Source organism: Mucilaginibacter sp. 5C4 (assembly GCF_034345625.1).
GTDB classification, from domain to species: Bacteria; Bacteroidota; Bacteroidia; order Sphingobacteriales; family Sphingobacteriaceae; genus Mucilaginibacter; species Mucilaginibacter aurantiaciroseus.
Window position 1 is genome coordinate 1347510 of the sequence record NZ_CP133775.1, and the last position, 26723, is coordinate 1374232.

At 43.2% G+C, this 26723-nt stretch carries 23 protein-coding genes and 1 tRNA gene; 7 read left to right on the top strand and 17 right to left on the bottom strand.

The window, feature by feature from the left end; all coding sequences use genetic code 11:
- Window positions 1-10: 10 nt before the first annotated feature.
- The gene (gene ilvB, locus RHM67_RS06245) at window positions 11-1765 is read right to left on the bottom strand and encodes a biosynthetic-type acetolactate synthase large subunit (RefSeq protein ID WP_322231240.1); all 1755 of its coding nucleotides are present in this window, start codon (window positions 1763-1765) and stop codon (window positions 11-13) included.
- Between the two features lie 85 nt (window positions 1766-1850).
- Window positions 1851-3563, bottom strand: a complete 1713-nt coding sequence (ilvD, locus tag RHM67_RS06250) for a dihydroxy-acid dehydratase (RefSeq protein ID WP_322231241.1) — start codon at window positions 3561-3563, stop codon at window positions 1851-1853.
- 388 nt (window positions 3564-3951) lie between these two features.
- Between ilvD and RHM67_RS06255 the strand changes: the two genes are divergently transcribed.
- Window positions 3952-4743, top strand: coding sequence for a Fic family protein (locus tag RHM67_RS06255; protein ID WP_322231242.1), 792 nt, complete (start codon window positions 3952-3954; stop codon window positions 4741-4743).
- Between the two features lie 84 nt (window positions 4744-4827).
- Here the strand turns inward: RHM67_RS06255 and atpC are convergent, their stop codons facing one another.
- A complete protein-coding gene (atpC, locus tag RHM67_RS06260) occupies window positions 4828-5082 on the bottom strand; it encodes an ATP synthase F1 subunit epsilon (protein WP_322231244.1) in 255 nt (84 codons plus the stop codon).
- Window positions 5083-5177: 95 nt separating this feature from the next.
- Window positions 5178-6683 (bottom strand): F0F1 ATP synthase subunit beta, encoded by a 1506-nt coding sequence (atpD, locus tag RHM67_RS06265; protein WP_322231246.1) that lies wholly within the window; start codon window positions 6681-6683, stop codon window positions 5178-5180.
- A 203-nt stretch (window positions 6684-6886) separates the two neighbouring features.
- Between atpD and RHM67_RS06270 the strand changes: the two genes are divergently transcribed.
- Together RHM67_RS06270 and RHM67_RS06275 are read left to right on the top strand one after the other, a co-directional pair.
- Window positions 6887-8110: an OmpP1/FadL family transporter gene (locus RHM67_RS06270; protein ID WP_322231248.1), complete on the top strand. Its 1224-nt coding sequence runs from the start codon at window positions 6887-6889 to the stop codon at window positions 8108-8110.
- Window positions 8111-8122: 12 nt separating this feature from the next.
- Window positions 8123-9457: a G-D-S-L family lipolytic protein gene (locus tag RHM67_RS06275; RefSeq protein WP_322231250.1), complete on the top strand. Its 1335-nt coding sequence runs from the start codon at window positions 8123-8125 to the stop codon at window positions 9455-9457.
- Between the two features lie 48 nt (window positions 9458-9505).
- Here RHM67_RS06275 and RHM67_RS06280 read toward each other — a convergent pair whose 3' ends face one another.
- Together RHM67_RS06280 and RHM67_RS06285 are read right to left on the bottom strand one after the other, a co-directional pair.
- Window positions 9506-10498 (bottom strand): NAD(P)H-quinone oxidoreductase, encoded by a 993-nt coding sequence (locus RHM67_RS06280; protein ID WP_322231252.1) that lies wholly within the window; start codon window positions 10496-10498, stop codon window positions 9506-9508.
- 43 nt (window positions 10499-10541) lie between these two features.
- Entirely contained in the window at window positions 10542-12959 is a 2418-nt protein-coding gene (locus RHM67_RS06285; protein WP_322231253.1) for an ABC transporter permease, read from the bottom strand.
- 216 nt (window positions 12960-13175) lie between these two features.
- On the opposite strand from RHM67_RS06285, the gene RHM67_RS06290 reads away from it, so the two are divergent.
- The 4 genes from RHM67_RS06290 (at window position 13176) to obgE (ending at window position 15576) form a co-directional block, all read left to right on the top strand.
- Window positions 13176-13637: a redoxin domain-containing protein gene (locus RHM67_RS06290; RefSeq protein ID WP_322231254.1), complete on the top strand. Its 462-nt coding sequence runs from the start codon at window positions 13176-13178 to the stop codon at window positions 13635-13637.
- A 100-nt stretch (window positions 13638-13737) separates the two neighbouring features.
- Window positions 13738-13811, top strand: a tRNA-Arg gene (locus RHM67_RS06295).
- A gap of 62 nt (window positions 13812-13873) precedes the next feature.
- Window positions 13874-14446: an adenylate kinase gene (locus tag RHM67_RS06300; protein ID WP_322231255.1), complete on the top strand. Its 573-nt coding sequence runs from the start codon at window positions 13874-13876 to the stop codon at window positions 14444-14446.
- 113 nt (window positions 14447-14559) lie between these two features.
- The gene (gene obgE / locus RHM67_RS06305) at window positions 14560-15576 is read left to right on the top strand and encodes a GTPase ObgE (protein WP_322231256.1); all 1017 of its coding nucleotides are present in this window, start codon (window positions 14560-14562) and stop codon (window positions 15574-15576) included.
- Here obgE and RHM67_RS06310 read toward each other — a convergent pair.
- From RHM67_RS06310 to RHM67_RS06360, 11 genes are read right to left on the bottom strand one after another with little or no spacing between them, the layout of a single operon-like run.
- Window positions 15560-17140 (bottom strand): hypothetical protein, encoded by a 1581-nt coding sequence (locus RHM67_RS06310; protein ID WP_322231257.1) that lies wholly within the window; start codon window positions 17138-17140, stop codon window positions 15560-15562. The two genes, obgE and RHM67_RS06310, sit on opposite strands and share 17 nt — an antisense overlap.
- A gap of 8 nt (window positions 17141-17148) precedes the next feature.
- Entirely contained in the window at window positions 17149-17700 is a 552-nt protein-coding gene (locus RHM67_RS06315; protein ID WP_322231259.1) for a WcaF family extracellular polysaccharide biosynthesis acetyltransferase, read from the bottom strand.
- Entirely contained in the window at window positions 17687-18253 is a 567-nt protein-coding gene (xrtY, locus tag RHM67_RS06320; protein ID WP_322231260.1) for an exosortase Y, read from the bottom strand. Before xrtY ends, RHM67_RS06315 begins: the two co-directional genes overlap by 14 nt.
- Window positions 18243-19109, bottom strand: a complete 867-nt coding sequence (locus tag RHM67_RS06325; RefSeq protein ID WP_322231261.1) for a glycosyltransferase family 2 protein — start codon at window positions 19107-19109, stop codon at window positions 18243-18245. The genes xrtY and RHM67_RS06325 overlap by 11 nt, the downstream gene beginning before the upstream one ends.
- A complete protein-coding gene (locus tag RHM67_RS06330) occupies window positions 19106-19726 on the bottom strand; it encodes a class I SAM-dependent methyltransferase (RefSeq protein ID WP_322231262.1) in 621 nt (206 codons plus the stop codon). Before RHM67_RS06330 ends, RHM67_RS06325 begins: the two co-directional genes overlap by 4 nt.
- Window positions 19713-20858, bottom strand: coding sequence for an XrtY-associated glycosyltransferase XYAG1 (locus tag RHM67_RS06335; protein ID WP_322231263.1), 1146 nt, complete (start codon window positions 20856-20858; stop codon window positions 19713-19715). The genes RHM67_RS06330 and RHM67_RS06335 overlap by 14 nt, the downstream gene beginning before the upstream one ends.
- Window positions 20855-22255, bottom strand: coding sequence for an exosortase Y-associated Wzy-like protein (locus RHM67_RS06340; RefSeq protein WP_322231264.1), 1401 nt, complete (start codon window positions 22253-22255; stop codon window positions 20855-20857). The genes RHM67_RS06335 and RHM67_RS06340 overlap by 4 nt, the downstream gene beginning before the upstream one ends.
- Window positions 22255-23103, bottom strand: coding sequence for an FkbM family methyltransferase (locus tag RHM67_RS06345; RefSeq protein ID WP_322231265.1), 849 nt, complete (start codon window positions 23101-23103; stop codon window positions 22255-22257). Before RHM67_RS06345 ends, RHM67_RS06340 begins: the two co-directional genes overlap by 1 nt.
- Complete coding sequence (locus RHM67_RS06350) at window positions 23090-24241, bottom strand: glycosyltransferase family 4 protein (RefSeq protein ID WP_322231266.1); 1152 nt, start codon at window positions 24239-24241, stop codon at window positions 23090-23092. The genes RHM67_RS06345 and RHM67_RS06350 overlap by 14 nt, the downstream gene beginning before the upstream one ends.
- Window positions 24238-25509, bottom strand: a complete 1272-nt coding sequence (locus tag RHM67_RS06355; protein WP_322231267.1) for a hypothetical protein — start codon at window positions 25507-25509, stop codon at window positions 24238-24240. The genes RHM67_RS06350 and RHM67_RS06355 overlap by 4 nt, the downstream gene beginning before the upstream one ends.
- A complete protein-coding gene (locus RHM67_RS06360; protein WP_322231268.1) occupies window positions 25506-26723 on the bottom strand; it encodes a glycosyltransferase in 1218 nt (405 codons plus the stop codon). Before RHM67_RS06360 ends, RHM67_RS06355 begins: the two co-directional genes overlap by 4 nt.

Consider the following 26723-nt stretch of genomic DNA (forward strand, 5'->3'; position numbering starts at 1 on the left):
GTTGGGGGTATTACTTTAACCTGATCTCGCTTACACTGCAACCTTGCGGTACCATCGGGAATACGTTGTTCTCTTTGGTAACCATTACTTCTAAAAGGAAAGAGCCAGGGTTGTTCAGCATTTCGTTTAGTGCTGACGGCAGGTCCTTGCGATCATCGATTACTTTGCCGGGGATGCGGTATGCTGCTGCCAACGCTACAAAATCCGGGCTTTGTATATCCACGAACGAGTAACGGCGCGAATTGAACAGTTCCTGCCACTGACGAACCATCCCCAGGAAACGATTGTTCAGGATAATGATCTTTACATCGATACCGCTTTGCATAATGGTACCCAATTCCTGGCAGGTCATCTGGAAACCGCCGTCGCCAATAATGGCAACTACGGTACGGTCTTGCGCGCCAAACTTAGCGCCAATGGCTGCAGGCAGGGCAAAGCCCATGGTGCCTAAGCCACCGCTGGTAACGTTACTACGAGTGTTATTAAACTGCGCATAACGGCAGGCTACCATTTGGTGCTGACCCACGTCGGTCACTATAATTGCCTCACCTTTGGTGATCTCATTTAATTGTTTGATCACCTCGCCCATGGTCATTTCGTCCGTAGTGGGGTTAAGTTCTTTATAAATCACCTGCTCAACTTCCTGGCGGGTGTAATCGTTAAATTTGGCAAGCCATTCCGTATGCTCTTTTTTCTCAACCAATGCGCTAAGCATCGGGATGGTTTCTTTACAATCGCCCCAAACAGGTACGGTAGATTTTACGTTCTTGTCGATCTCGGCAGGGTCTATATCCAAATGGATCACCTTTGCCTGCCTGGCATATTTGTCAAGGCGGCCGGTTACACGGTCATCAAAGCGCATGCCTATAGCGATCAATACATCGCACTCGTTAGTTAGAACATTTGGCCCGTAGTTGCCGTGCATACCCAGCATACCAACGTTTTGCGGATGGTCTGTAGGTATGGCCCCTGCACCAAGGATGGTCCATGCTGCCGGGATGCCACTCTTTTCTACAAAAGTTTTAAACTCCTGCTCGGCACTGCCTAATATTACGCCTTGTCCCCATAATATGAATGGTTTTTTAGCGGAGTTGATCAGCTCGGCTGCTTCCTGGATATACTGAGGGCGAACGATTGGTTTTGGCCTGTAGCTACGGATATGGTTACATTTAACATAGCCTTCGTAATCAAATTTCTGGATCTGCGCGTTTTTAGTTATATCAATCAAAACCGGGCCTGGGCGACCGCTTTTGGCTATGTAAAATGCCTTGGCAAGCACCTCGGGGATCTCGGTAGCATCGGTTACCTGGTAGTTCCATTTGGTAACCGGGGTAGTGATGTTTATTACATCCGTTTCCTGGAAGGCATCGGTACCCAAAAGGTGCGCGAAAACCTGGCCGGTGATACAAACCAATGGTGTGCTATCTATCTGCGCATCGGCTAAACCGGTAACTAGGTTGGTAGCACCGGGGCCGCTGGTTGCGAAAACAACGCCCACTTTGCCCGATGAACGCGCATAACCCTGGCCGGCATGTATGCCGCCCTGCTCGTGGCGCACCAGGATGTGGTTCAGCTTTTCGCTATAATCGTACAATGCATCATAAATAGGCATAATAGCACCGCCGGGGTAACCAAAAATGGTATCCACACCTTCCACGATCAGGGCTTCTAATAATGCTTCCGATCCTGATAGTTGTACTACTGGCGATTTCACCGATTGCTCTGCGATCCCTCCGATTTGTTGTGTGATTGTTTGTGTTTCCATTATTCTGTGATTACACCGATGATTTTTATTACACCGATTTTATTCTATTCTATCAACTCTTTAATTCTAAAAATGCCGGTTCAGACTATGGCATTTCATCTGTTACGCAACCTTCGGCAGCATTGCTTACGGTTTTGGCGTATCGGTATAAAAGCCCTCTGCTTACTTTTAAAGCCGGTTGTTTCCAGGCGGCTTTGCGGGCGGCAAATTCTTCGTCGCTTATCATTACATTAATGGTGCGGTTTATAGCATCAATAAAGATCCTGTCTTCATCTTTTACAAATGCTATACCACCACCGTCATAAGCTTCCGGCGTGATGTGGCCTACCACGAAACCGTGTGTGCCACCACTAAAACGGCCATCCGTAATTAACGCTACCGAACTTCCCAAACCTGCACCAAATATGGCTGAGGTTGGTTTAAGCATCTCGGGCATACCCGGCGCGCCTTTAGGGCCAACGTTACGGATAACCACCACATCGCCTTTTTTAACAAAGCCGCTTTGGATCCCGTGGATCAACTCAAACTCGCCATCGAACACGCGGGCGGGGCCTTCAAAGCTGGTACCTTCTTTACCGGTGATCTTGGCTACGCTGCCACCTTCAGCAAGGTTTCCGTATAAGATATGTAAGTGACCGGTTGCTTTAATAGGTGTTTCGGCCGGGAGTATAATTTTTTGTGTCTCGAAGTTTATTTCGGGAACGGTTTCTAAATTTTCTGCAATAGTTTTACCGGTTACGGTAAGGCAGCTGCCATCCAACCAACCTTGTGCAAGGCAATATTTCATTACCGCAGGTACACCGCCAATGTTGTGCAGGTCTTCCATCATATATTTACCGCTTGGCTTCATATCGGCCAGTACCGGGATGCGGTTACTTACGGTTTGGAAATCATCCTGCGTAACTCTTAAACCAACGCTTTTAGCCATTGCAATTAAGTGCAATACCGCGTTGGTAGAACCACCAAGAACCATGATGATCACTATCGCGTTCTCGAAAGCAGCGCGCGTCATGATATCTGATGGTTTGATATCTTTCTCTAATAAGATCTTTATGGCTTTACCCGCTGCTAAACACTCTGCTTTTTTATCATCGCTTAAAGCAGGGTTGCTTGAGGAGTAAGGCAAGCTCATACCCAAAGCCTCGATAGCGGCAGCCATCGTATTAGCGGTGTAGATACCACCACAGGCACCTGCACTCGGACAGGCGTTTTTAATCACACCTATAAAATCTTCAGGAGTAATTTGTCCTGCTATTTTTTTACCTAAAGCTTCAAAAGCTGATACAATATTAAGGTCTTCGCCTTTCCAATGGCCGGGTTTAATTGTACCACCATATACCATAATAGAGGGGCGGTTTAAACGGCCCATTGCCATGATAGAGCCCGGCATGTTTTTATCACAACCCGGCAGGGTTATTAAACCATCGTAATATTGCGCACCGGTTACTGCTTCAATCGAATCGGCGATAATATCGCGGCTCATTAAGGAGTAGCGCATACCTTCGGTACCGTTGCTCATGCCATCGCTTACGCCAATGGTGTGGAAGATCAGGCCTACCATGTCCTCGTCCCAAATGCCTTGTTTAACCAATTTGGCAAGATCATTAAGGTGCATGTTACAGGTATTACCATCATAACCCATGCTGGCAACGCCAACCTGTGCTTTTTGCATATCATCATCGGTAAGGCCAATACCATATAGCATGGCTTTTGCCGCAGGCTGGGTTTCATCCTGGGTAAAGGTTTTACTGTACTTATTTATCTCTACAGCGGTTGTAGTATTTGATGATGAACTCATTTTATAAGCGTTTTTATCTCTTGTGCCCGCCAAAGCCGGCGTTAGCGATTAATGTTGTATTGTGTATTCGTAAGTTAGATATAGCCTTATGGAATAGCAAGGCATTAAAAATTTATTTGAAATAAGTATTAAATATTGATTATTTTATATAATCAATATTTAATTTGTTTATTTTATTTAAATATAGAATTATATTTTTATTAATTTATACCAAAGTTTAAAACGGTATTTGGTATGTTTTTTATGCATGCATAGTAAGTTGCCGAAATTCGGCGTGAAATGGGGCGGGTGCATGAAAAACTTGCTTGCAAAGTCGTTACCGTTTAACTTATCAGAAAAGGCCTAATGAGAAATTTTATTTAACATTGTATCGCGCTTAATAAAAAGTATGGACGAGTTGAAATTTGAGATATTACCGTTTGCCTCATTGCAGGACTATATAGTGCAATTGGATGGCCGTATATCTGAAACTTTCGAAAAATTGAGCGAGAGCGAACTATCTGTTTCAACCTTTAGCTTTTACACATCAGTATCGGCTGTTTTTTCTTCTAAGATAGAAGGTGAAGATATCGACCTCGATTCGTATATAAAACACAAATTATCGGGCGCTAAATTCTTGCCGGATCATACTCAAAAGATAGATGACCTTTATGCTACCTACCAATTCGCGCAAACGCATGAATTAAATAAAAAGCACGTTAAGCAAGCGCATAAACTACTTACCGAACATATCTTACATAAAAGGCAACGCGGTAAAACAAGAACAGACAAAATGTTTGTGATCACCAACGATGGTAAAATAGAATACGTGGCTTGCGATTGGAGCCAGGTTAAGGCCGAAATGAAAAAGCTTTTTAACGATATTCAATTATTGATAGAAACTGAACTCAATATTAAAGAAGCTTTTTTCTTTGCTTCGCTTATCCATTTGGTATTTGTTAAGATTCACCCGTTTAATGATGGTAATGGCCGCACCGCCCGTTTGTTAGAAAAATGGCTCCTGGCACAAAAGCTTGGTGATAAGGCATGGTACCTGCAATCAGAAAAACACTATTATCAAAACCATAGCACTTACTATAATAATATAAGAGCGTTAGGATTGGAGTATGATACCCTCGATTATTCAAAGGCGCTCCCTTTCCTGAATATGCTGCCGCAATCTTTAATTGGTAATAATTAATAAAAGTTTCAAAGAACGGAAAAACTTGCAAAAAAAAAGTCCGGCCAATACTGACCGGACTTTCCATATATCAGTATACAAAGTCTATTTGTTAATAATACCCTCCGCTAATACAGTAACCTTATTGTTTAAGGCTTCTACCACACCACCCTGGATAAAAAACACTTCTTCTTTAGTACCTGCGGCACCGCGGATGGTTAATTTACCATCGTTTAAAGTAGAAATAATAGGGGCGTGGTTATTCAAGATCTCTAAAAACCCTAATGTACCGGGTAAGGTAACCGAGGTAGCCTCGCCTTCGTAGATCTTTTTATCAGGAGTAAGAATTTCTAATGTCATGAGCCCCTCTCTAACTCTCCCCGGAAGGGAGAGGATTTTAATTAAATTATTATTATGCCTTTTCCTCCTCCCCTGTGGGGAGGTCGGGTGGGGCTTTAGTTATTAGTTTCTGTTAATAATTTTTTACCTTTTTCAATAGCATCTTCAATACTGCCTACAAGGTTAAATGCTGCTTCAGGATACTCATCAACTTCACCATCCATGATCATGTTGAAACCTTTGATGGTGTCTTTAATATCAACCAATACACCTTTTAAACCGGTGAACTGCTCGGCAACAAAGAATGGTTGTGACAAGAAACGCTGAACACGGCGTGCGCGTGATACAACTAATTTATCTTCCTCAGAAAGTTCATCCATACCTAAGATGGCGATGATATCCTGAAGCTCTTTGTAACGTTGTAAAGTTTCTTTAACGCGTTGAGCGGTATTGTAATGCTCATCACCTAAGATAGCTGCGCTAAGGATACGTGAGGTAGAATCCAATGGATCCACCGCAGGGTAAATACCAAGCTCGGCAATTTTACGTGAAAGTACCGTTGTTGCATCTAAGTGGGCAAATGTTGTTGCCGGTGCAGGGTCAGTTAAATCATCTGCAGGTACATAAACGGCCTGTACAGATGTAATTGAACCACGTTTTGTTGAAGTGATACGCTCTTGCATGGTACCCATCTCGGTAGCCAGTGTTGGCTGGTAACCTACCGCCGATGGCATACGGCCTAATAGTGCCGATACCTCAGAACCTGCTTGTGTAAAGCGGAAGATGTTATCAATAAAGAATAGGATATCACGGCCTTTACCTTCTTCATCACCATCGCGGAAGTACTCTGCAAGGGTCAATCCAGAAAGTGCCACACGTGCACGTGCACCGGGAGGCTCGTTCATTTGTCCGAAAACGAATGTCGCTTTTGATTCTTTCAAAGCTTCAGGGTCTATCTTAGAAAGATCCCATCCGCCTTCTTCCATTGAATGCATAAATGCATCACCGTATTTTATAATACCCGATTCAAGCATCTCGCGCAATAAGTCGTTACCTTCACGGGTACGCTCACCTACACCTGCAAATACAGATAAACCTGCATAAGCTTTCGCGATGTTATTGATGAGTTCTTGTATTAATACTGTTTTACCAACACCGGCACCACCAAACAAACCAATTTTACCACCTTTTACATAAGGCTCTAAAAGGTCAATTACTTTAATACCTGTAAACAATGCCTCAGTTTCGGTAGATAGATCTTCGAAACGCGGAGGAGTTGCGTGGATTGGGCGGCCATTGGTTTTGTCAAGGTTAGGAATGCCATCAATTGCATCACCTACTACGTTAAATACACGGCCTTTGATTTGCTCACCAACCGGCATTTTAATAGCAGTAGCGGTATCTAAAACCTTCATGCCGCGCAGCAAACCGTCGGTCGAGTCCATGGCGATTGCGCGCACACGGTCTTCACCTAAATGTTGCTGAACTTCTAAAATAATTTTTTGTCCGTTGTCTTTTGTGATCTCAAGCGCATCATAGATCTTAGGAAGATGTGCATCATCAGCGAAACTTACGTCAACTACCGGACCGATGATCCTTGATATTTTTCCAATGTTTGGCATATATAACCTGGTGTTTTAAATAATTTATAATGAAACAGATGCCTTCTATACAAAACGGTACTATTTCAGAGGTGCAAAGTTAAGGTTTATTGCCAAATATTTAAATAGTTATGTGAAGAAATTTCTGTGAAATTTTTAAGCGACAATTTTGTAGTTTTGTTTACCAAATTTAAAACCGGCTTTACAGCCTCTTAACGTATTAAATGAAAAAAATTCTACTACTCTTAATGTGGTTATCGCCTGGTATTATCTATGCCCAGGGTTTTATGGTTAACCTAAACGGACAAAAGCAAATAGGCATGGGCCACACAGGTACCGGCTTGCTGCAGGATGGGGCTTCGGTTGTTTTTAACCCCGGTGCAATGGCCATGTTATCTGAAAACTACCTGCAGGCGGGTATAAGCCCGCTCTTTTTTAAGTCGGGTTTCCAGGGTGCGGATGCATCGGGTACAGCATTTACAAAAGAAAAAGTTGCTACCCCTTTTAATGCCTACGCTGTTTGGGGGCCTAAGGCGGCCCGATGGAAAGTAGGCCTTGGTGTTTACACACCGTTTGGCGGTTTAATCGACTGGGGCAGCAACTGGCAGGGTAAATACGTGCTGGAAAGCCTGGATCTAAAAGCGATATTCTTCCAGCCAACGGTTAGCTACAAACTAACTGATTACTTAAGTATTGGTGCAGGTTTTGTCTACAACCACGCTTCGGTTGACTTACAACGCGCTATCCCGGTGAGTGGCCCTGATGGCAATCCCGGCCAGGCGCGTTTAACAGGCGGCGGCCGCGGTTACGGGTGGAATGCCGGTATCTTTATTAAACCAAGCAGCAAATTTACTATCGGTTTAGATTACCGCTCGCAGGTTAACACTAATATTAAAAAGGGTGATGCCTTTTTTAGTGTGGCAAACTCGCTGCAGGCAAACTTCCCTCAGCCAAACACATTTATGGCAGGTATCCCCTTGCCGGCAAATGCTTCAATCGGTTTTGGTTATACCCCGGATGCGAAATGGACCGTTGCCTTCGACGCGAATTTTGTGGGATGGCATTCATACAAAGCCCTGGCGTTTGATTATGCATCAAACACATCCACTTTGCAGGATACCTATTCGCCACGAAACTATAAAGATGCATTCAGCTTAAGGGGTGGTGCGCAATACAAAACAAGCCATAAGGTTGCCGTACGCCTTGGTGGTGGTTACGCCAGCACTGCGGTAAAGGATGGTTATGTAACCCCGGAAGTGCCGGATGCTAACCGCTATTACTTAACAGCAGGATTGGGTTACAAGCTTACCCACAAGCTCGATCTGGATTTTTCTTTCGAGTACGAGCACTTGTTCTCCCGTTTCCAAACCAATATCGAATCTAACTTATCGGGTACATTCAAAAGCAATGTTTACATCCCGGGTGTTTCACTTTCTTACCACTGGTAATATCATCAAAAAATGAAAACGTTAAATAAATATATATACATTGCTGCAACGCTTGCACTATTTGCAGGTTGCAAACCATCTTTCGAGAGCCCCAAGAAAAGCGAAGGAACTGCCGATTTTACCCGCTACATCTCAGTAGGTAACTCGTTAACCGCAGGTTTTGCCGATAACGGGTTATACCTGGAAGGCCAGCAAAACTCCTACCCAAGCATCATTGCCAAACAAATGGCTTTAGTTGGTGGCGGTACATTTACCCAGCCATTGTTTACCGAAGCACAGGCAAATGGCTCCACCTATTTGAAACTGACCGGCTTTAATCCTAATGGCACGCCTATTACTACTACTGTTACTGAAAATAATGCGGTACGTGGTAAAGTAACCATCCCCGGTTTTGGTGATGTTATTCTATTAACCAAATACAGCGGAGACCTTAACAATTACGGTGTGCCGGGTATTAAATTACAACAGATAACTTACGCGCCTTATGGCAATTTAAACCCATATTTTGAGCGTTTGCTGCCGGGCAACCCACCAACAAATAATACTACTTACCTTGATTTTGTTACCGCTAAAGATTTCACCTTTTTTACCGACTGGTTGGGTAATAACGATGCCTTAGGTTATGCTACCAGTGGTGGCGCAGGCGATGTATTGACTGATAAAACGCAATTTGCGCAGCTGTATACTTTATCCATAACAAAACTAACCGAAAAGGGTGCTAAAGGTGCTGTTGCAACTATTCCGGACGTAACATCGGTACCATATTTTACTACGGTTACAGTTGGTGCTATTTTAGGCGCTGTGCAAAAGGCTAATCCACAGGCCCAGGCACTTTATGTAAATGCACGTGCTACTGCAGATATTACTAATACAACTTATGCGCCACGTGCCGCGACTGCCTCAGATCTAATCGTATTAACTTTCCCTACAGCAAAAATAGGCGCTATGGTTGCTTCACCTGTAGGTATGGTGCCTTACGGACTAACACCTTACGCGCCTATCGAAAATCAATATGTGTTGGATAATAACGAAGTGACCATAGTAAAAGATTACGTTACCGACTACAACAAAACTATTAAAGCAGTAGCCGCTACAAAAGGCTTAGCTGTATTTGATGCTTATTCTTACCTTAATGGTGTTAAAGTAAATGGTTTGTTAATTGATGGTGTGAGTGCAAACTCAAGCTATATTAGTGGTGGTATCTTCTCGCTGGATGGAGTTCACCTAACGCCACGCGGTTATGCTATTGTAGCTAACCAGTTCATTAAAGCGATCAACTCAAACTACGGCTCAACAATACCGGCCGTAAATATTTCAAACTACCGCGGGGTTAAGTTCCCGAATTGATATTAGTTGATGGTTCATAGTTCATGGTGCTTTGCTATGAACCATCAACTATAAGCTCTCTTCAAACCTCAAAACTATCTTCCCCATATGCTCGCTGCTTTCCATTAGCTCGTGGGCTTTGGCCGCTTCATCAGCAGTAAATGCTTTATAGACTACAGGTTTTATTTTTCCCGATGCCAACAACGGCCAGATGTATTCTTCAAGTTTTTGGGCTATGGCCGCTTTAAACCCCACATCGCGAGAGCGTAACATAGAACCTGTTATGTTGATGCGTTTGCGCATTACTTCGCTTAGGTCAACCTCTACTGTTTTACCCTTCATGGTATTGATGAGCACCAACCGGCCTTCTGTAGCAAGGCTTTTAATGTTGAGGGAAGTGTAAGCACCGCCTATCATATCCAGTATCACATCTACACCTTTGCCGTCGGTGAGACCTGCTATCGCATCACTGAAGTTCTCTTTATTATAGTTAATGGCCTTTGCCGCACCAACGTCTTCGCAAAACTTACACTTTTCATCGCTACCCGCGGTAACGTAAACTTTGCTGCCCAGGGCAGTTGCCATCTGGATGGCCGCTACACCAATGCCGCTGCTGCCGCCATGTACAAGCAAGCTTTCGCCCGGTTGCAATTTAGCCCTGTCGAACACATTGCTCCATACGGTAAAGAAGGTTTCCGGGAGGGCTGCCGCTTCGGCGAATGAAAGGTTATCGGGTATGGGAAGGCATTGGCCTTCAGGTGCATTACAATATTCGGCATAGCCTCCGCCAATTACCAAGGCGCAAACCTTATCACCAACCTTCCAGCGGGTAACGTCACTACCCACTTCGGCTACAACACCTGCTATTTCCAATCCGGGAATGTCAACAGGTGCACCCGCAGGCGGCGGATAGTTGCCTTTACGCTGCGCAACATCCGGCCGGTTAATGCCTGCTGCCATCACTTTGATGAGTGCCTCGGTTGAGGCATAGGCAGGAGTAGGCCTTTCTTCAATTTGCAAAACTTCGGGCCCGCCGGGTTGGGTTATTATGATGGCTTTCATATTAGCAATAATAGCTTATATGGCAGATATGTTTGATTGAATGCTACTCGCTTTTTAAACTCTCTGCCGGATTGGCTATTGCCGCCTTGAACGATTGAGTACTGATGGTTGCAAAGGCAATTATAATAGCCCCTGCGCCGGATATGGCGACTACCCACCATTGCATATTTTGGCGATAGGCAAAGCCCTCCAGCCATTTATGCATCACCAGCCAGGCAATTGGCGCGGCTATCAGAAAAGATATTACAACCAGCTTGATAAAATCTTTACTAAGCATCCTCACAATGGCCGATACACTTGCGCCCAGTACCTTGCGGATGCCTATTTCTTTATTACGCTGCTCCGCAGCGTAAGCGGCAAGGCTGAACAGGCCAAGGCTGGCAATAACAACTGCAAGGGTAGTAAATATCAGAAAGAGCGTGCCTGTACGCTGCTCGGTGCGGTAGGCGGCGTTAAAATCTTCGCCCATAAACGAGTATTCGAAATGCTGATTGGGCGATAACTGGTTCCACTTATGCTCTATTTTGGCGATATATGGTTTTACATCCGTACCCTCCAGTTTAATGCTTAGCGCACCATTATTGTTGGATAGCATCATTACAACCGGGGTAATATTATCCCGCAGGGATTTAAAGTTGAAATCTTTCACCACGCCAAGCACATGGTACTCCTTAATGCTGTGATCGGGCGCCCCGTCGGGGATGTAATAGATTTTTTTATCAAGCACACCTCCGGTAAAACCAAGCATCCGCGCGGCAGTTTCGTTAATGATAACGCCCAAAGAATCGGTTAGGTTACCTTTTTCAAAGTTGCGGCCATGGGATAGTTTCATGCCCATGGTGGCCAGGTAATCCTCATCAACAGGCCAGATTTCGGTAAACAGCGCGTTCGTTGAATTGGGCACCCTGCTCGTAAAAACAGAGTTTGGCTGGCGCAGGCTCCCGGTAGGCAAAAAACCGCTTAGTGATGCGCTGCTTACGCCCGCAATTTCTTTCACCTGCTCTTTTAAAGTTTGGGCATTAGCAAGCCCAACTGTATTTTTTACAACAAGCACGTGGCTGCGGTCAAACCCAAGATCTTTTTGCTGGATGTAGTTAAGCTGATTATAAATTACAATTGTGCCAATTATGAGGAATATAGAAACGGAGAACTGTAGCACTACCAAAAAGTTGCGAAAACCGCCGCCCTTAAACCCGGTAGAAAGCCTGCCTTTCAACACAGCTATAGGTTGGAAAGCAGACAAGTAAAACGCCGGGTATGCACCCGCTAAAACGCCAACTACCAAAATAATAGTAAGCAGCGCCGGGAAAAGCCAGCTAATGGTTTGCAGGGAAATACTCAGCTCTTTACCGGCAATTTGGTTAAACAATGGCAGCAGTGCCCATGCAGCAAGCACCGCAATTATGGTTGCAGCAAGCGTAACCAATATTGATTCGGCCAGGAACTGCACAATTAAATACTTACGCGGCGAGCCCAGCACTTTGCGCACACCAACCTCGCGCGCACGATTGGCCGAGCGAGCGGTAGAAAGGTTCATGAAATTGATACAGGCTATCAGTAATATAAATAAAGCAATGGCCGAGAAAATGTAGATATAAGTTACGCTACTGTTAGCCCCTAATTCATACTGGCGGTTAGATAGCAGGTGGATGTCTGTTAGCGGCGTTAAATTTACACGCACATAATTGCCATTTTTGGCAAACGCTGTAGCATTAAAGCCGGGTTGCTGCTCAAAATGTTTTTGAAACATGCCATCCAGTTTTTTGCTTAGCAAGGCTTCGTTTGTGCCGGGCTTTACTAAAAGATATGTGCTGTAAATAAAGCTATTCCACACGTTGCCGCGGCTGCCTTCTAACGTAGCCATCGACAGTAGGTAATCAAAATTAAAGTGTGATTGCTGCGGCATGTTTTCTATCACGCCCGTCACTTTGTAATTGACATTGCCATTTACCATGGTCAAAAATTTGCCTGCTACATCGGTACTATTAAAGTATTTTAGCGCAGCTTGGCGAGTTATTACTATCGAGTTTGGCTCTTTTAACGCCGTTTTAACATTGCCGCTAAGCATAGGGAGGGTAAACACATCAAACAGGGTCGAATCGGCATATGCCACTTTGGTTTCGCTGATGTGTTCTTCACCCTTTTTAAAGCGGATCTCTGTAGCTATTAACAGCCGGATAGCCTTTTCAACCTCGGGTATATTGTTAGCGGCTTCAATAGCAAGGGGAGGTGGGGCAATGGCATATGAACTGGCATTGCCACCAAATTTAATATCGGTATTAACCCGGTAAATACGACTAGCCTTGCTGTTGTACTTGTCATAACTCACCTCATCAACCACATAAAATATAATGAGCAGGCAGGTAGCCAGGCCAAGTGCCAGGCCAAAAATGTTTATCAGAGTAACATTGCGGTTTTTAAAGAGGCTTTTGGCTGCTATTTTAATGTGGCTTTTTAACATGACAAGTGGTTTAATAGATGATTTGATACAGACCTAGTTATCAGGCGTTTTATCTGCTGCTAAAGTACACAGATGAGTAACACCCAATTGTTAAATAAAGTTAAACTAAATATTTAGTTTTTTAAAATAGCAATAGCCAATTGTTTTAAATAACATAGCCGTGATAATAGGTACGTAGATTATTATTTTATTTGCAGCACAAAAACGCAAAACAATATGTCGATAATCGTAGGCCAGGCCGCACCGCAGTTCAAATTAACCTCGTCAGATCTTAAAGAAGTTTCATTAGCCGATTTTAAGGGCAAAAAAGTGGTGATCCATTTCTTCCCGTTGGCATTTACAGGTGTTTGCACCACGCAGCTTTGCACCATGCGCGATAGCTTTGGTTATTACGATGGTTTAAACGCCCAAATTTTAGGCATCTCTGTCGACTCGCCATTCACGCTGGCAAAGTTTAAAGAAGAAAATTCTTACCAATTCCCGCTACTTTCTGATTTTAACAAAGAAGTTTCTGCAGCATACGGCGCTTTGTATGCCGAGTTTGCATTTGGCATGAAAGGCGTAGCGCAACGTGCTGCTTTTGTGATAGATGAGGAGCAAAATGTGATCTATGCCGAGGTGTTAGAGAACGCCGGCGACCTGCCAAATTTTGAGGCGATTGCCGAAAAAGTAAAGTAATTGATAAAAAAGTTTGCAATGGATGTAGAAAATCCTATTTTTGCAGTCCGTAAAAAACGGGGCGGTTGCCGGTTTAGTCGGTAACAGTTTATATCTAAATGCATTTGTAGCTCAATTGGATAGAGCATCTCACTACGGATGAGAAGGTTTGGGGTTCGAATCCCTACAAGTGCACACTAAAATTAAGCCTTTCCGTTTTGAATAACTGAAAGGCTTTTAACTTTAATCACAAAGGGATGCTTAACTTAGTACTGTTTGGTCCGCCCGGAGCAGGGAAGGGTACCCAATCACAAAATCTTATCGAGAAATTTGGCTTAATTCACCTTTCAACCGGTGATTTGTTACGCGGCGAAATTTCGCAAGGTACCGAGCTTGGCCTTGAAGCAAAAAAACTGATGGACGAGGGCATGCTTGTTCCGGATAGTGTTGTGATTGGTATGATCAGCAATAAGCTTGATGCTAATAAAGATGCAAAAGGCTTTATTTTTGATGGTTTCCCCCGCACGGTTGCACAGGCCGAAGCTTTGGACAATTTACTTGAATCAAAAGATTCAGCAATCTCCGGCATGATAGCCCTGGAAGTTACCGACGGCGAATTGGAGCAACGTTTATTGAAACGTGGCGAAACCTCGGGCAGGCCGGATGATGCCAACCCCGAAGTGATCCGCAAGCGTATTAAAGAATATAATGACAAGACTGCACCGGTTGCAGGTTTCTATAAAAAACAGGATAAATATAAAAGCATCAATGGTATTGGCTCTATAGATGAGATATTCTCTTCTATAAATTCGGTTATCTACGCTTATTAATCATATAGTCCGAAAGTCGGCAAGGCAGTAAAGTCCGGAAGTTGGTAAAGCAGTTTGCTTACCGTCTTTCGGACTTTCCGTCTAAAAAACTTTCCGACTCAAAATATAAAACTATGTCTCAAGGCTCAAATTTTGTTGATTACGTAAAAATATGCTGCCGTTCGGGACATGGTGGCCCGGGTTCATCGCACTTACACCGCGATATTTTAACCTCAAAAGGTGGCCCAGATGGTGGCGATGGCGGCCGCGGCGGGCACGTTATTGTAAAAGGTAACGCCCAGTTATGGACGCTGCTTCACCTAAAATTCCGCAAGCACGTTATTGCCGGAGACGGCGATTCTGGTGGTAGCTCGTTACGATCTGGTAAAACCGGCCGCGATGAAATCTTAGAAGTTCCTTTAGGTACTATAGCCAAAAACGCCGAAACAGGTGAGGTGCTTTTTGAAATAAGCGCCGATGGCGAAACCAGGATTTTATCAAAAGGTGGCCGTGGTGGCCAGGGTAACTGGCACTTTAAAACGGCTACCCAGCAAACCCCACGCTACTCACAACCCGGCGAGGATGGCGAAGAAGACTGGAACATCCTTGAACTAAAATTATTGGCCGATGTTGGTTTAGTAGGTTTCCCAAACGCTGGTAAATCAACCTTGCTTTCGGTAGTATCTGCTGCTAAGCCAGAGATTGCCGATTACGCCTTTACAACACTAGTGCCTAATTTGGGTATAGTTGGCTACCGCGATAATAGATCGTTTGTTATGGCCGATATTCCGGGTATTATAGAGGGTGCATCACAGGGCAAAGGGCTTGGCATCCGTTTCCTGCGCCATATCGAGCGTAACTCGGTGTTGTTGTTTATGGTACCTGCCGATACCAACCGCACTATTAAAGAAGAATACGACATCCTGTTAAGAGAACTTAACGAATACAACCCCGAACTGATGCATAAGCCGAGGGTATTAGCCATAACCAAATCTGATATGCTTGACGCTGAATTACAGGAAGAGATGGAGAAGGAAGTGCCTAAAGATATCCCTTACGTATTCATATCCTCGGTTGCCCAACGGAATATTACTGAATTGAAGGATCTGCTTTGGAAAGAAATTAACAAAGACGCTATCGCGCCTCAGTAGCGAAGTAAAGTATATAGCTGTCACTCATTTCTTTAAGTGAAAAGCCTTTGTACCCCGGGAAAGATTTTAGGATAACAGATGCCCTTATACCCACATAGTATGAGGGCATTATGATATATAGCGGGCCTGCGTGGCCTTTGTGGATATACTGGTCAAAGTAGATATTGATATCGGAATTTAGTGCGCCAAGTGTAATTATCCTATTGTGCTGAATCTCCAGACCGAGATCGGGGCTAAAGAAAACAAAGGTAGCATCTGTATGCTTATCGTCTAAAAGTTTAACGTAATTAAGGCTTTCCTGATCTATAAATTGCTGGCCAACGCCCGATGTTCCGTACGCTGTATAGTGATGCAAACCATGCGATCCGGTGTAATAAAACGCGACCGAAAAACAGCAAATAACCGCCACAAAAACGCCTAAAAACGCCCTATAAACCATCTTGTACTGACTGAATAAGTACAGCACCCCAGGTGTGATCAATAAGCCTATAATTCTAAAGTGTCTTGCCTCGTAAGAAATATCTAACCGGCGCAAAAATGCTGAGCCAAAGAATAACAAGGACACACCATAAAATATAATGATGATGTGGCGATAGTTTTTATCGGGCACCTTGGTGATAATCTTACATACTAATACAATGCTCAATATGGCCAGCAGGATCAGCACGGCAGTAGCCCAGCCCGCAGATAGTACGGCTTCATCATTATGATAAATAAAACCGTTCACCAGGTCGTCGGCAGAAAAGCCTGCGAGGATTGGCGAGGCGATGGGGAAGGAAAATGCCTTCCAGCTGAGATCGATACCGTTTGACCCGGACGCGGGGTTTTGGCCTTTTGAAAGATATAGCCAGTAGATAACAACAACCGATATTAAGGCCGGGATACCTATCCAAAAACCTTTAAAGAGCCATGCTTTTGCGCTACGGTTCCCGGCAGATAGCTGGACCCACAGGAATAGTAACCCCGCGAAATAGATCCAGATGAATGATGATTTGCAGATAAAACCTATCCAGCCGGAGAACAGTACAAAAAGGATCAGCTTCCAATCGGGTTTATTGAATATGAGGGATCCGTACAGGAACCATCCCGCGAAAGCGAACAACAAAGTTTCGCCGCCGATGTAAAAGATGTATGGGGTTAAAAATGCCTGCTGGCAAACGATCACCAGTAAACTTAAGGCGCTGATGAAGCGGCTAAAACCTGCTTTCTTAAAGAATTTGTAGAACCCTATTAAGCCAATTAACTGGCAAAACATGGTGGTTAAAGCTGCAGCATGACCGGTATTTACCCCAAACAAAGTTTTAAAAAAGTACGGGACAAGATACTGCCCCGGCGACCACCAAGAGATAAACTCGCTGGTGTTTAAAGCGATATTTACCTGACTTGGTTTGGTAAGCACATTAAACGGCCCGCCCAACTCCATCGATCGTAAAACCTGGAAACCCCAGCTTGCATCGGGGAAGATTGCTGCCGGTGTAATGATAACCAATACGCCAAGTACAGCAACAATTATAAATACTGTTAGCAGGATAATACGATGTGCAGGTAGGTTTTTATAAGGCATAATAGGTTTTATTCGATAGAACGACTGCGCACTTTAATGGCAGGGTTACCCTGATAAATGGTGTAATTTTCAAGATCTTTTGTAGCTACAGAGCCACTCGTTAGTACAGCGTGGCTTGCTACGGTAATACCCTGGTTAACAATTGCCCCGCAACCTATCCAAACGCCATCGGCTAAAATAATAGGCTTAACTGTAAGATTAAACGTGTTTTTTTTATAGTTATGGCTGCCCGTTTGCAAAACAGCGCCCTGCGATATACAAACGTTGTTACCAATAATAACCGTGGTTAAGCTATCAATCCAAACGGCTTCGCCTACCCAGCTGTGGTTGCCAATTTTAAGGTGCCATGGATATTTGATATTTACGCAGGGCTTAATGATCACCCCCTTACCAACACTCGCGCCAAATAAGCGCAATAGAGCAACTTTAACGCCGCTTACAGGCAACCAGCCCGATCTGAAAAACAAATCGTTCACATAATACCACAATAGCCTTTTAAAGGAGCTACCGCCCGGGTGGTAAGGGTGGTTATTATATACCGATAAGTTAGTTTGCTGCATTTAAAGTAGTGGCTTTGTCTTGATAGCGGGTATAAAAATATAAGCTGATAGCGATGAGTATGTAAACAACGATGTTAAATATTGTATGATGGTCAGAAAGGTAAACGTTGGTATTGTGTTTCCAATACAGGCCAAGTAAAACAAACCGCGATATATTCAATAATTGTATGGTAACCAAGCCCATTGCACAAAAAGACAATTTAGATTTAAAACTGCCGGGATAAGAAACCACAAATGAGCTAAAAAAGCACATTACCCCAAAGCCAAGGCAATCAAACCCTATATGTAATATATTATGGCCAACTATAAGCAGTTGGTTAATGTTTGTGCGCGTTTGGTAACCAAGTATATTTAAGACCCTGGCGCTGCTTTCTATCAATATATACCTTAAGTCGCTTATAAAGTTAAGGTGTTTATCAAAAAAGGAGATGTACGTACCACCGGGAGTGGTGATGCTGAGATAAACTATGTAAAACCCGTAAAACAGGCCAAACAAGCATAAAAACTTTAATACAAAAACCAACACCGGGTTTAGTTTCGGTTTATTTCCCATCAGTGTTTTGTTGTTTTAAAAGTTCGTCAATTTTTATATCGACAACAAGCCGGAACCAAAAGGCCTGCATAAAATGAAAAATTAAGCCTGTGCGGCCGTCTAATATACCCAGTTTAAATATAACGCGATAAATGAAATACAGTATGGGCCTTACATAGCGTGGCAGTTTCCACCATTTGCGTTTAAGCCATGCGGTGCGTTCATCCGGCGAACCCCAAAACCTTGGCGTAACGGTTTGTAGCCTTAGGTTCAACATCCGCTCTGTTTCTTCGGTGGCAAGCAAATCGCTGTATGTGTTATGCTTGGCTATCCAAAAGCTTATTTTATTTTCTTTTAGGTTCTCTTCTAACAGGTGGCCATCCTTCCAGATCATGGTGTTACCGGGCACCACAAGGCGATGATCCATATTTTCACTGGTATCTGAAAAGCCTACACCAAACCTTATCATTTTTAGCAAATAGAACGGGTAATAACCACCATACTTTATCCACCGGCCTTTAAAAAAGTTTTTGCGGTTAAAGTAAATGCCGTTGATATTCTGGTAAGCCTCATTTTTAAAGTTTTGCAACAGCGTAAATAATTCGGGCGTTACAACCTGGTCGGCATCAAGGCAAATTACCCACGGGGTTTTTACGTCAAAGTTTTTTAAGGCGAAGTCCCACTGTTTTGGGTGGTTCTCAAACTTATTATGTAAAACGGTCGCATTTGCATCAGCTGCAATTTTAAGTGTACCATCTGTACTGCCCGAGTCTAAAATGTACGTTGCCGCGTTTAACCCCGCTACCGAGGCAAGCAACCTGGGCAAATGAATTTCCTCGTTATAGGTGAGTATTATAAAAGAAAACTGCGTGTTCAATTCAACCGGGCTTTAATCAACATAGATTTCCAAAGATAAGGGATCCTGCCGCAACCTTTAAAATTGGTTACTGTAAATCTGTTAGCTGTTAACACTTTGCTCAGCGTCGCCCTCGACCACATTTTTATATGGCCGCCAAGCCACAGCGGGCTAATATGGCTATCCCATTTATTAAAAACACTTAATACCAGGTTTTTTAAATAGCCGTGGTAGGGGGTAGAGAGTATAATCTCGCCATCTTTAGCCAATGCCTGCCTGCAAAATTCAATAAAGCCTTCCGGGTCGTATAGGTGTTCAATAACCTCGGTAGATATAATGGTATCAAAACTTAAGCCCTGTAATTGTATTGGCAGTTTCCCTGTCGATAAATCCTGAACAAAAAACCTGTCGGTATTTTTTTGTTTGGCTATCTCGATGCCTCTCTCTGAGGCATCGGTACCATAAGCGTTATAACCCAAGGTTATAAGGTGATTTACCAGGAACCCATTACCACAGCCCAGGTCTAAAATACACAGGTTTTTATTTATATTCAGCATATTTAGCAGCGGCTGCAAAACGTAATCAAAGTTGTAGGTTATGGCACTGCTGTGGTACCCATAATCTTTATAATCGCTCATGTGCTAAAATATCTTTATAAAAATTAATGTATTGCTGCTGTAACCGCGACCCCGAAAAGTCTGCCCTGATAATGGCCGGCGCTGTTTTTTGTATTTCAGTTATTTGTGTATTATAGTCGGTCATGTTATTAATAGCATCACTTACCGATGCCGCATCGGTATAGCAGGTCCAGCCCAGACTACGGTCTTTAACGTAATTGGCAAGGCCAACGTTATGGCTAATTAATACGGGGGTGCCTACGCTAAGGCTTTCTATCACTACATTGCCAAAGTTTTCATCGTGCGATGGTAATACTAACAAGTCGTGTTGGCTAAGTAATTCAAACTTATCATCGTTATAAAAGCCGGCCCAGGTTATTTTAGCGGTAATGGCCGGGTCTGTTACGGATGCTTTCAGTTTGTTGATATAAGTAATGTCACCATCGCCCGCAATGGTTAAGTGAAAAGGGATGGTTACGGTATTAAGTGCCTGTAATAAAATATCCAGTCCTTTTTTTTCTTCTATACGCGAAAAGAAAAGCAGTTTTATAGGCCCATCGGCTACTGCGGGTCTTTCAACAGGCGCAGGCGGCAACTTTACAAAGTTTGGTATGGTGGTAATACTTAAGGGTTTTACAACATCAAGTATAGATACGCTTTCTCTTGCGGCGGTTACATGGATATGGCATTTGGCCAATAATTTTTTACCTAACAGGGCATGGATAATCCTTTTTTTACCGGTGTTGTTGTTAGCGAACGAATAATTACTTAATGTGCCACGGGGCGATAAAATAACCGGTACCCCTTTAGCCAAAGCAATAGCGCAGGATAATATCGATACCAGGTTCCACCAGGCATGGATATGGATCACATCAAACTCTTTAGCCCTTTTCCACAATGCTTTTAGCAAGGCGGGCGAAAAATGGGTATGATCTTTAGTGATCCGTTTAAAATAGGTAACGGTTATGCCATCTACATTTACCGGTTTATTTACACTAACGGGCAGTTCTTCAACGCCATTTGCGGTGGTGGTAAACACCTCTGTGGGTAAACCGGCCCAGTTTAATTCCTCGCACAACATCGCTACAGACATTGTAGGGCCACCATAAATAACGGCCGGTTTGTAAGCGGCAATAATGTTTAGTGCCTTCAAACCCTTTTAAGAAAATTAGCGCCCAATAAAATTTTTTGTATGACTAGCATCGTTACATAGCTCCAAAAAACGGAGTTAATTAAAAACTCAAAACTTAAACCACGCCAAAAGATCTGGAAAAGTCCGCTAAATATTAATGCCGAGCCCAGGATATAGCCACCAAAAAGCTTTTCGGCTTTTATAGAGATAAGCTGAGCTATAGCACCATAAGCAAATAGCGTTATAAATATGCCAATAAGGCCGCCCGACAAGTAAGCATCTACCACAAACGCGGGCTTGGCAGATACGTTTGACAACCTGTTAGCTACACCGGCATCGTACACGCGCTGCATTACCAGGTCTTCTGTAACGGGTTTGCCGGGCCAAAATACGCGTGGTACAATTACAATTAAGGACTGCTCCAGTAACTTAACCCCATAGTAATCTACATTTTGCGGGGTAGATTGCGCGAAGGTGATAAACATATCTATTTCGCTTAAACGGTAAACAAAAAACGACCAGTTAGAGTCATCATTATCGTTATTCAACGTGGCATCCAGTGCTAACTGGGATGATTCTTCTGCATCAGAATCTCCCGACCATGCATTTTGGCGGAAATTGGTTACGTAGGTAGGTAACAGTATAAATGCAGCTAATAACAAGGGGATAAACGTTACCGTAATTATTTTTTTGTAGTTGGGGTATAAAAATACACCCAGTACCATTATGCTGATAATAACCGGTTCTTTAAAGCCCGAATGAAATGCCTGGTAAAGGTTAAACAGGTACAGCAACGTACAAATAATGGTATTTAACGATTTATTTAGCGGTATGGCAAAAGCCAAAGCCAGCGTACCCGCGATAAAACTAAGTGAGCTAAGTTGGAAGTAGAACTGGGTTAGCCCCGGTATACTAAGGAATGCTATAGATACCGGGAAGCTGATAATAGCTACCCTTAACAGTAAATTAGCAAGTACTTCTTTTTCTATGTAGTATTTTTTTTCCTGGGGATACTTCATGAAAACCAAGATCCCGGTAACAAATGATGCGTGTGCAAGGCTGTAATAGCGCTGGCATTGCGCTGTAAACATTAACCTTGTTTGGTCGGTTAAAATTAGGCTGGTTGCTTTTTTGAAATCGTTGTAGCCTAATACATCAAAAAAGTAAAATATTGATGTGCAGCACATAAAACCGGCAAATATTATTTGCATAATAAATAGCGGGCGCATTAATTGCTCGCTAAAGCTGCGGTCTGGGGGTAACGGTTTTACCCAACCCGATAAGGTTATGTAAAATATAAGGAATGACCCCAGCCAGGCTATAATGTAAGACAAAACGGCATCGGCCCTAAATATCGATGCTAAAAGCCAGGGTAAATAGAGAACCAGGTACCTTTCCAGCTTTTGTTTGTTAGCCATTATTTAAGCGGTATGCAAAACAGGTTTCCACTTTCAATTTTTTTAACATCAGTTATCAATTCGCAGCCAACAGATGTTATTTGGTATAGCGTATAGCCCATTGATAGTAAAAAGGCTGTACAGTCTGTTATACTTTGGCCAATTGTAGCCCAGTAATTGCTATCGTACTCAAAAATAATGCGGGGCTTATGTTGTTTTAAAGTATTTGCAAGGCCGCGTAAAACCTGGTATTCATACCCTTCAACATCTATTTTTATTAATGCCAGGTGGCTTAGGGCTTGTACCTCCGGAAGGTTATCGGCAATTTTTACATACACGGTTTGCTTATCGGTATGCACTTGTGAATCATTCAAACTAAAAGTGCCCTGGTTCCAGGCATTTTTGTTGATGCTAAATTCGGCCTCGGTTTCGGTATCCGATAAAGCAAACGGGAGCAGTGTTACATTAGCCGCCTTGTTAAGCGATACGTTTTTTTTGAATTTTTCCTGCAGGTGGTTAAGCGGCTCAAAGGCATAAACCTTACCGCCATTGCCAACACATTGCGACATGCGAATGCTTTGCAAACCAATATTGCCGCCAATATCTAAAGCGTTCTCGCCTGGTTTTAACGATATCCTGATCAGTTTATTTATCTCGTCTTCGTAAGTTCCGGTGCTTAAAATGGTCCATTCTATATAATTATCGGCAGTTGTATATATGGCAATATCCTCGGTATTTAACCATACAATCCCATCCTTAATTTGGGTTTTAAGTTGATTTGACGGACTAAAAAAATGAGCCAGCCGTTCTTTACCGGGCAAATTCCAATTACGGATAAAATTCAGCTTTATGCGGTCAGTTCGTTTCATTCAATAGTTTATTTTCAATTGCAATCGCAATTTGGGTAAAGTCCCAGTTTTTTATGATGATACCCGAGTGTTTACCAAGCTCGGTTAATCCGTTGGCAGATCCGGTTAGTTCGGTCAGGTTTTTAAGCAGGCTTTTTTCGTCGCCACTTTTAAATATCGCGCCATTATAACCGGGTTTAACCAGGTCAATAGCACAGCCAACCTTATCGGACACTAATATAGCCTTATTGCAAGCCATAGCCTCGTTAACAGCAAGCCCCCATGTTTCGCCGGGCCCGTTTGATGGCAGGCAAAATAAATTGCAGGCTTGGTAAACCACCGGCATATAAGTTTGGTTCTGAAAATCCATAAAATGGACGTTCTTGTTTTGGGCGGCTTTTAAAGGCCCTTCTAAGATACCATTCCCGGTAAATAATAAATGTACATTGGGTTTATTTAATAATAAAAAGGCTTTAAGCAGCAGCAGGGGCGCTTTTTTATTTTCAAACTTGCCTGCAAAAAGTATGAGCAGGTCATTTGTACCTATCCCCAGGTTTTGGCGGAGGTGTTTTGCTTCTAAGCTTCTATCAGCCGCAAACCGGATGTTATCAGTAGCATGGGGCGCAAAACTTAGCTGGGTTTCTTTTAAACCGAATTTTTTAAAGTATGCTTTATTGTTTGTACCCACATAAAAGGCATGGTTTACATGTTTGTAAACCCACTTAAGCAATACTGATTTTATAAGAGACCTTATTCCCCCTGTTTCATCCAATAAGGTAGAATCCCCGCGGAAAAGTACAGGTATGCGATTCTTAAAATGCCTGATAGCCTTTAGATGGCTTTGATATGCCCAGCCAAAAACTAATAGGGCATCGGGGTTGTAATTTTCGATAAGCGTTATAAGACCGGGGTTAACAATGCCTTTATAGTGATGCGATCCGGGCTGTTTGGCTGTGTTGGGTACCCAATGGTACGGGTAGCCTTCCAGCAGGGGAACATCCCATTTTATTTGTTTGCCAAAACCGGGGTCGTGCTTATCGAGGGATTGCTGCCCCCAAGTATAAAATACTTGTATATTGATGTTTCCACGTTGGCTAAGCAGCTTAAAAACGGGTGCGTAATATTGAATAGGGTGTGTGGTAATAATAGCTAATCTCATTTGCTTACCACCGCGTTAAAAAGTAGGCATTGCTGCCTTGCCATATTATTGGCCGAGTACCGTTCTACTGCGTCATTATTATAATCTTGCGCAATGGTAACTCCATTGGCAACTTCATTTATAAAGCCCGCTATCCCGTCAACATTATCAAATGTATAAACATGCTTAGCCCCATATTCGCCAAGCGTGGCAATTGCCGGGCTTTTAGGATTAAAGACTGCCAAAAGGGGCCTTTTGCTTAATAAATATGGGTAAATTTTAGATGCTGTATATGCCGGATCGTCAGATCCGGGGATAAATAGCGCATCAGCCTGTTGCAGGGTAAGCAGGGTATGATAATAACTAATGCGATCAGTAATTTCGATGACGTTACTTTCCATCCCATGCTGCTTTGCCAGCGGTAATATGGTTGGTATGCCTTGCCCTGCCGCGGCGTAACTTGTACCAATAAAGTAGAACCTTATTTTATAAGGCAAACCGGGGTTTGTATCCGCACATTGTTTAAACGCGGTAAACAAAGCGTTTACCGCTTTGTGCATATCGGTACCTCCGCGGCCAACATAAACTATATTTTTATGATTGGTGTCAAGCAGTGATGTAAAGTTTTGAGCGTTATCTGCCGCTATGGTAAGATCTGGTTGGTAAGCGCCAAAAGTAATGGTAGCCTGCGGGATGTTCTGTATTTGCGGGTACCGCTCCTTTAGCGTAGCTATATAACTTTCTGATACGCTTATTAAGCCATCCACCTGTTTCATGGCCAAAGGTTCCAGGTATTTATTTAGCCGGTACGAAAACCAGTATTTTGGTGGTTGCTGTTCTTTAGGCTTATCCCGGTAATAGTCAGAATGCCATGGGTCTTGCATATCTATCACATACTGGGTCCCGAAACGCTTTTTCCAGTAACTACCAAGGATACAAACCGGGAATTGCGTGGTGGAAAAATAAATAAGATCGAACTTTTGTTGGGCCAACAACTTGTTTACTGTTTTACGGTAATACCATAAAGAACGTAGTGCCAGGCTCCCCAAACCAAATTTAGCCGTAAAGTTTTTACTTAATGCGCTAACACGATGGACCTTAATAGTGCCGGGCACACTTTGCAGCAGTAATTGATCCGTCGCCATATCGGTGTATTGTTCATCAACACAAACTACTTCTGCATCCCAGCCAAAATTTGCAAAATAGGGCAGGCTCATCCTAACCCTTTGCATATCCGCAGCGTTTACCGGCGGGAAGTAAGGTGATATGATGAGTACTTTACGGTTCAAGATATTTGTAATGTTTTTTGCACGGTTTGTAAGAAGGGTATACTTTCCTGTTCCCAGTTAAACTTTTCCTGCGCTAATTTAAACGAGGCTTGCTTTGCATCTGCAAGGGCATTGTTAGTTTCGGAATAATGCCTTAGTGCAGCAGCCAAAGAATGGATATGATTGTTTTGGTACACCAGTCCTATTGCAGGATATTGGGTTAGTAACGCCTGTTGTGCGGTGGTATCGCTGGCTATTACAGCAAGCCCGGCCTGCATGTAGGTGAATATTTTGTTGGTTAGGCAAATATCCCTGTTATATGGTGTGTTGTTTTCGGCGGCTATACCTATATCAAACTGCATGGCAAATTCTATAAGCTTATTTGGGTTAACCGGTTGATGGAAATAAACAGGGAACCCGCCCGTATCAAAGCTTTCTTTAAAGGCATCGTCCGCCTGGCCTAATAAATGAAGTTCGAACGGGTTGTTTTCTAAAAGTTTTAAAGCGCGGATGATGTTGCATAAGCCCCGCCCGTTGCCTATGGTTTGAGAAAACCAAAAGAGTTTTATCAAACCATTTTTGTTTTGATGCAGATGATTAACCGTACTGCTTTTTGGAAATACATTTAATATGGTAACAGGGTTCGTATTTGGATAAAGCTTGCGGTACTCATCGGCAATAAGCGGACTGCTTGCCGTTAAATAATCTGTTAACGGCAGATATTTATCATCAATATATTTGGAGAGAACATACTCATATGAATTGGTATCATCGGTAACCTCGTGGCGGTGAAAATCTTCGATGTCGAAACCGCATTTTACATGACGTTTTTTTGCCGCTTTCACGGCTACAGGCAGGGCAGCTTGTATATGGGCGATATACAGATCAGCCTTTATAGCAATTGCTTTTTTCAGTAATTCCGGGTAAGTTCTGCCAAGGGCTATTTCTGCAATGCCAAATTTGAGTGTGATGTGTTTAGCTATAAACCGGGCTGCCTTTACCCTTAACCGGGTAAAAAAATAGGTTGATCTTGCTTCAAACGGCGAGCCACCTGCCAATATCGGAGTCCAGTTAGTTTCTTTGAACAGTTGTTTGTCTGTTTCCCAGGCCCATTGTGTCCAAAAAGTATAGATAACGTAAACCTCATACCCCGCATTTTGTAAAGCGTTAGCTTCTTTTACTAACCGGGGGTTGGTAGAGGGCTGGCCTACTGAAATAAGGACAACTTTTTTCAA

Excerpts from the sequence above, each read along its gene's own strand:
- ilvB (WP_322231240.1), bottom strand. The coding sequence starts at position 1,765 with ATGGAAACACAAACAATCACACAACAAATCGGAGGGATCGCAGAGCAA.
- ilvD (WP_322231241.1), bottom strand. The coding sequence starts at position 3,563 with ATGAGTTCATCATCAAATACTACAACCGCTGTAGAGATAAATAAGTAC.
- RHM67_RS06255 (WP_322231242.1), top strand. The coding sequence starts at position 3,952 with ATGGACGAGTTGAAATTTGAGATATTACCGTTTGCCTCATTGCAGGAC.
- atpC (WP_322231244.1), bottom strand. The coding sequence starts at position 5,082 with ATGACATTAGAAATTCTTACTCCTGATAAAAAGATCTACGAAGGCGAG.
- atpD (WP_322231246.1), bottom strand. The coding sequence starts at position 6,683 with ATGCCAAACATTGGAAAAATATCAAGGATCATCGGTCCGGTAGTTGAC.
- RHM67_RS06270 (WP_322231248.1), top strand. The coding sequence starts at position 6,887 with ATGAAAAAAATTCTACTACTCTTAATGTGGTTATCGCCTGGTATTATC.
- RHM67_RS06275 (WP_322231250.1), top strand. The coding sequence starts at position 8,123 with ATGAAAACGTTAAATAAATATATATACATTGCTGCAACGCTTGCACTA.
- RHM67_RS06280 (WP_322231252.1), bottom strand. The coding sequence starts at position 10,498 with ATGAAAGCCATCATAATAACCCAACCCGGCGGGCCCGAAGTTTTGCAA.
- RHM67_RS06285 (WP_322231253.1), bottom strand. The coding sequence starts at position 12,959 with ATGTTAAAAAGCCACATTAAAATAGCAGCCAAAAGCCTCTTTAAAAAC.
- RHM67_RS06290 (WP_322231254.1), top strand. The coding sequence starts at position 13,176 with ATGTCGATAATCGTAGGCCAGGCCGCACCGCAGTTCAAATTAACCTCG.
- RHM67_RS06300 (WP_322231255.1), top strand. The coding sequence starts at position 13,874 with ATGCTTAACTTAGTACTGTTTGGTCCGCCCGGAGCAGGGAAGGGTACC.
- obgE (WP_322231256.1), top strand. The coding sequence starts at position 14,560 with ATGTCTCAAGGCTCAAATTTTGTTGATTACGTAAAAATATGCTGCCGT.
- RHM67_RS06310 (WP_322231257.1), bottom strand. The coding sequence starts at position 17,140 with ATGCCTTATAAAAACCTACCTGCACATCGTATTATCCTGCTAACAGTA.
- RHM67_RS06315 (WP_322231259.1), bottom strand. The coding sequence starts at position 17,700 with ATGCAGCAAACTAACTTATCGGTATATAATAACCACCCTTACCACCCG.
- xrtY (WP_322231260.1), bottom strand. The coding sequence starts at position 18,253 with ATGGGAAATAAACCGAAACTAAACCCGGTGTTGGTTTTTGTATTAAAG.
- RHM67_RS06330 (WP_322231262.1), bottom strand. The coding sequence starts at position 19,726 with ATGAGCGATTATAAAGATTATGGGTACCACAGCAGTGCCATAACCTAC.
- RHM67_RS06340 (WP_322231264.1), bottom strand. The coding sequence starts at position 22,255 with ATGGCTAACAAACAAAAGCTGGAAAGGTACCTGGTTCTCTATTTACCC.
- RHM67_RS06345 (WP_322231265.1), bottom strand. The coding sequence starts at position 23,103 with ATGAAACGAACTGACCGCATAAAGCTGAATTTTATCCGTAATTGGAAT.
- RHM67_RS06350 (WP_322231266.1), bottom strand. The coding sequence starts at position 24,241 with ATGAGATTAGCTATTATTACCACACACCCTATTCAATATTACGCACCC.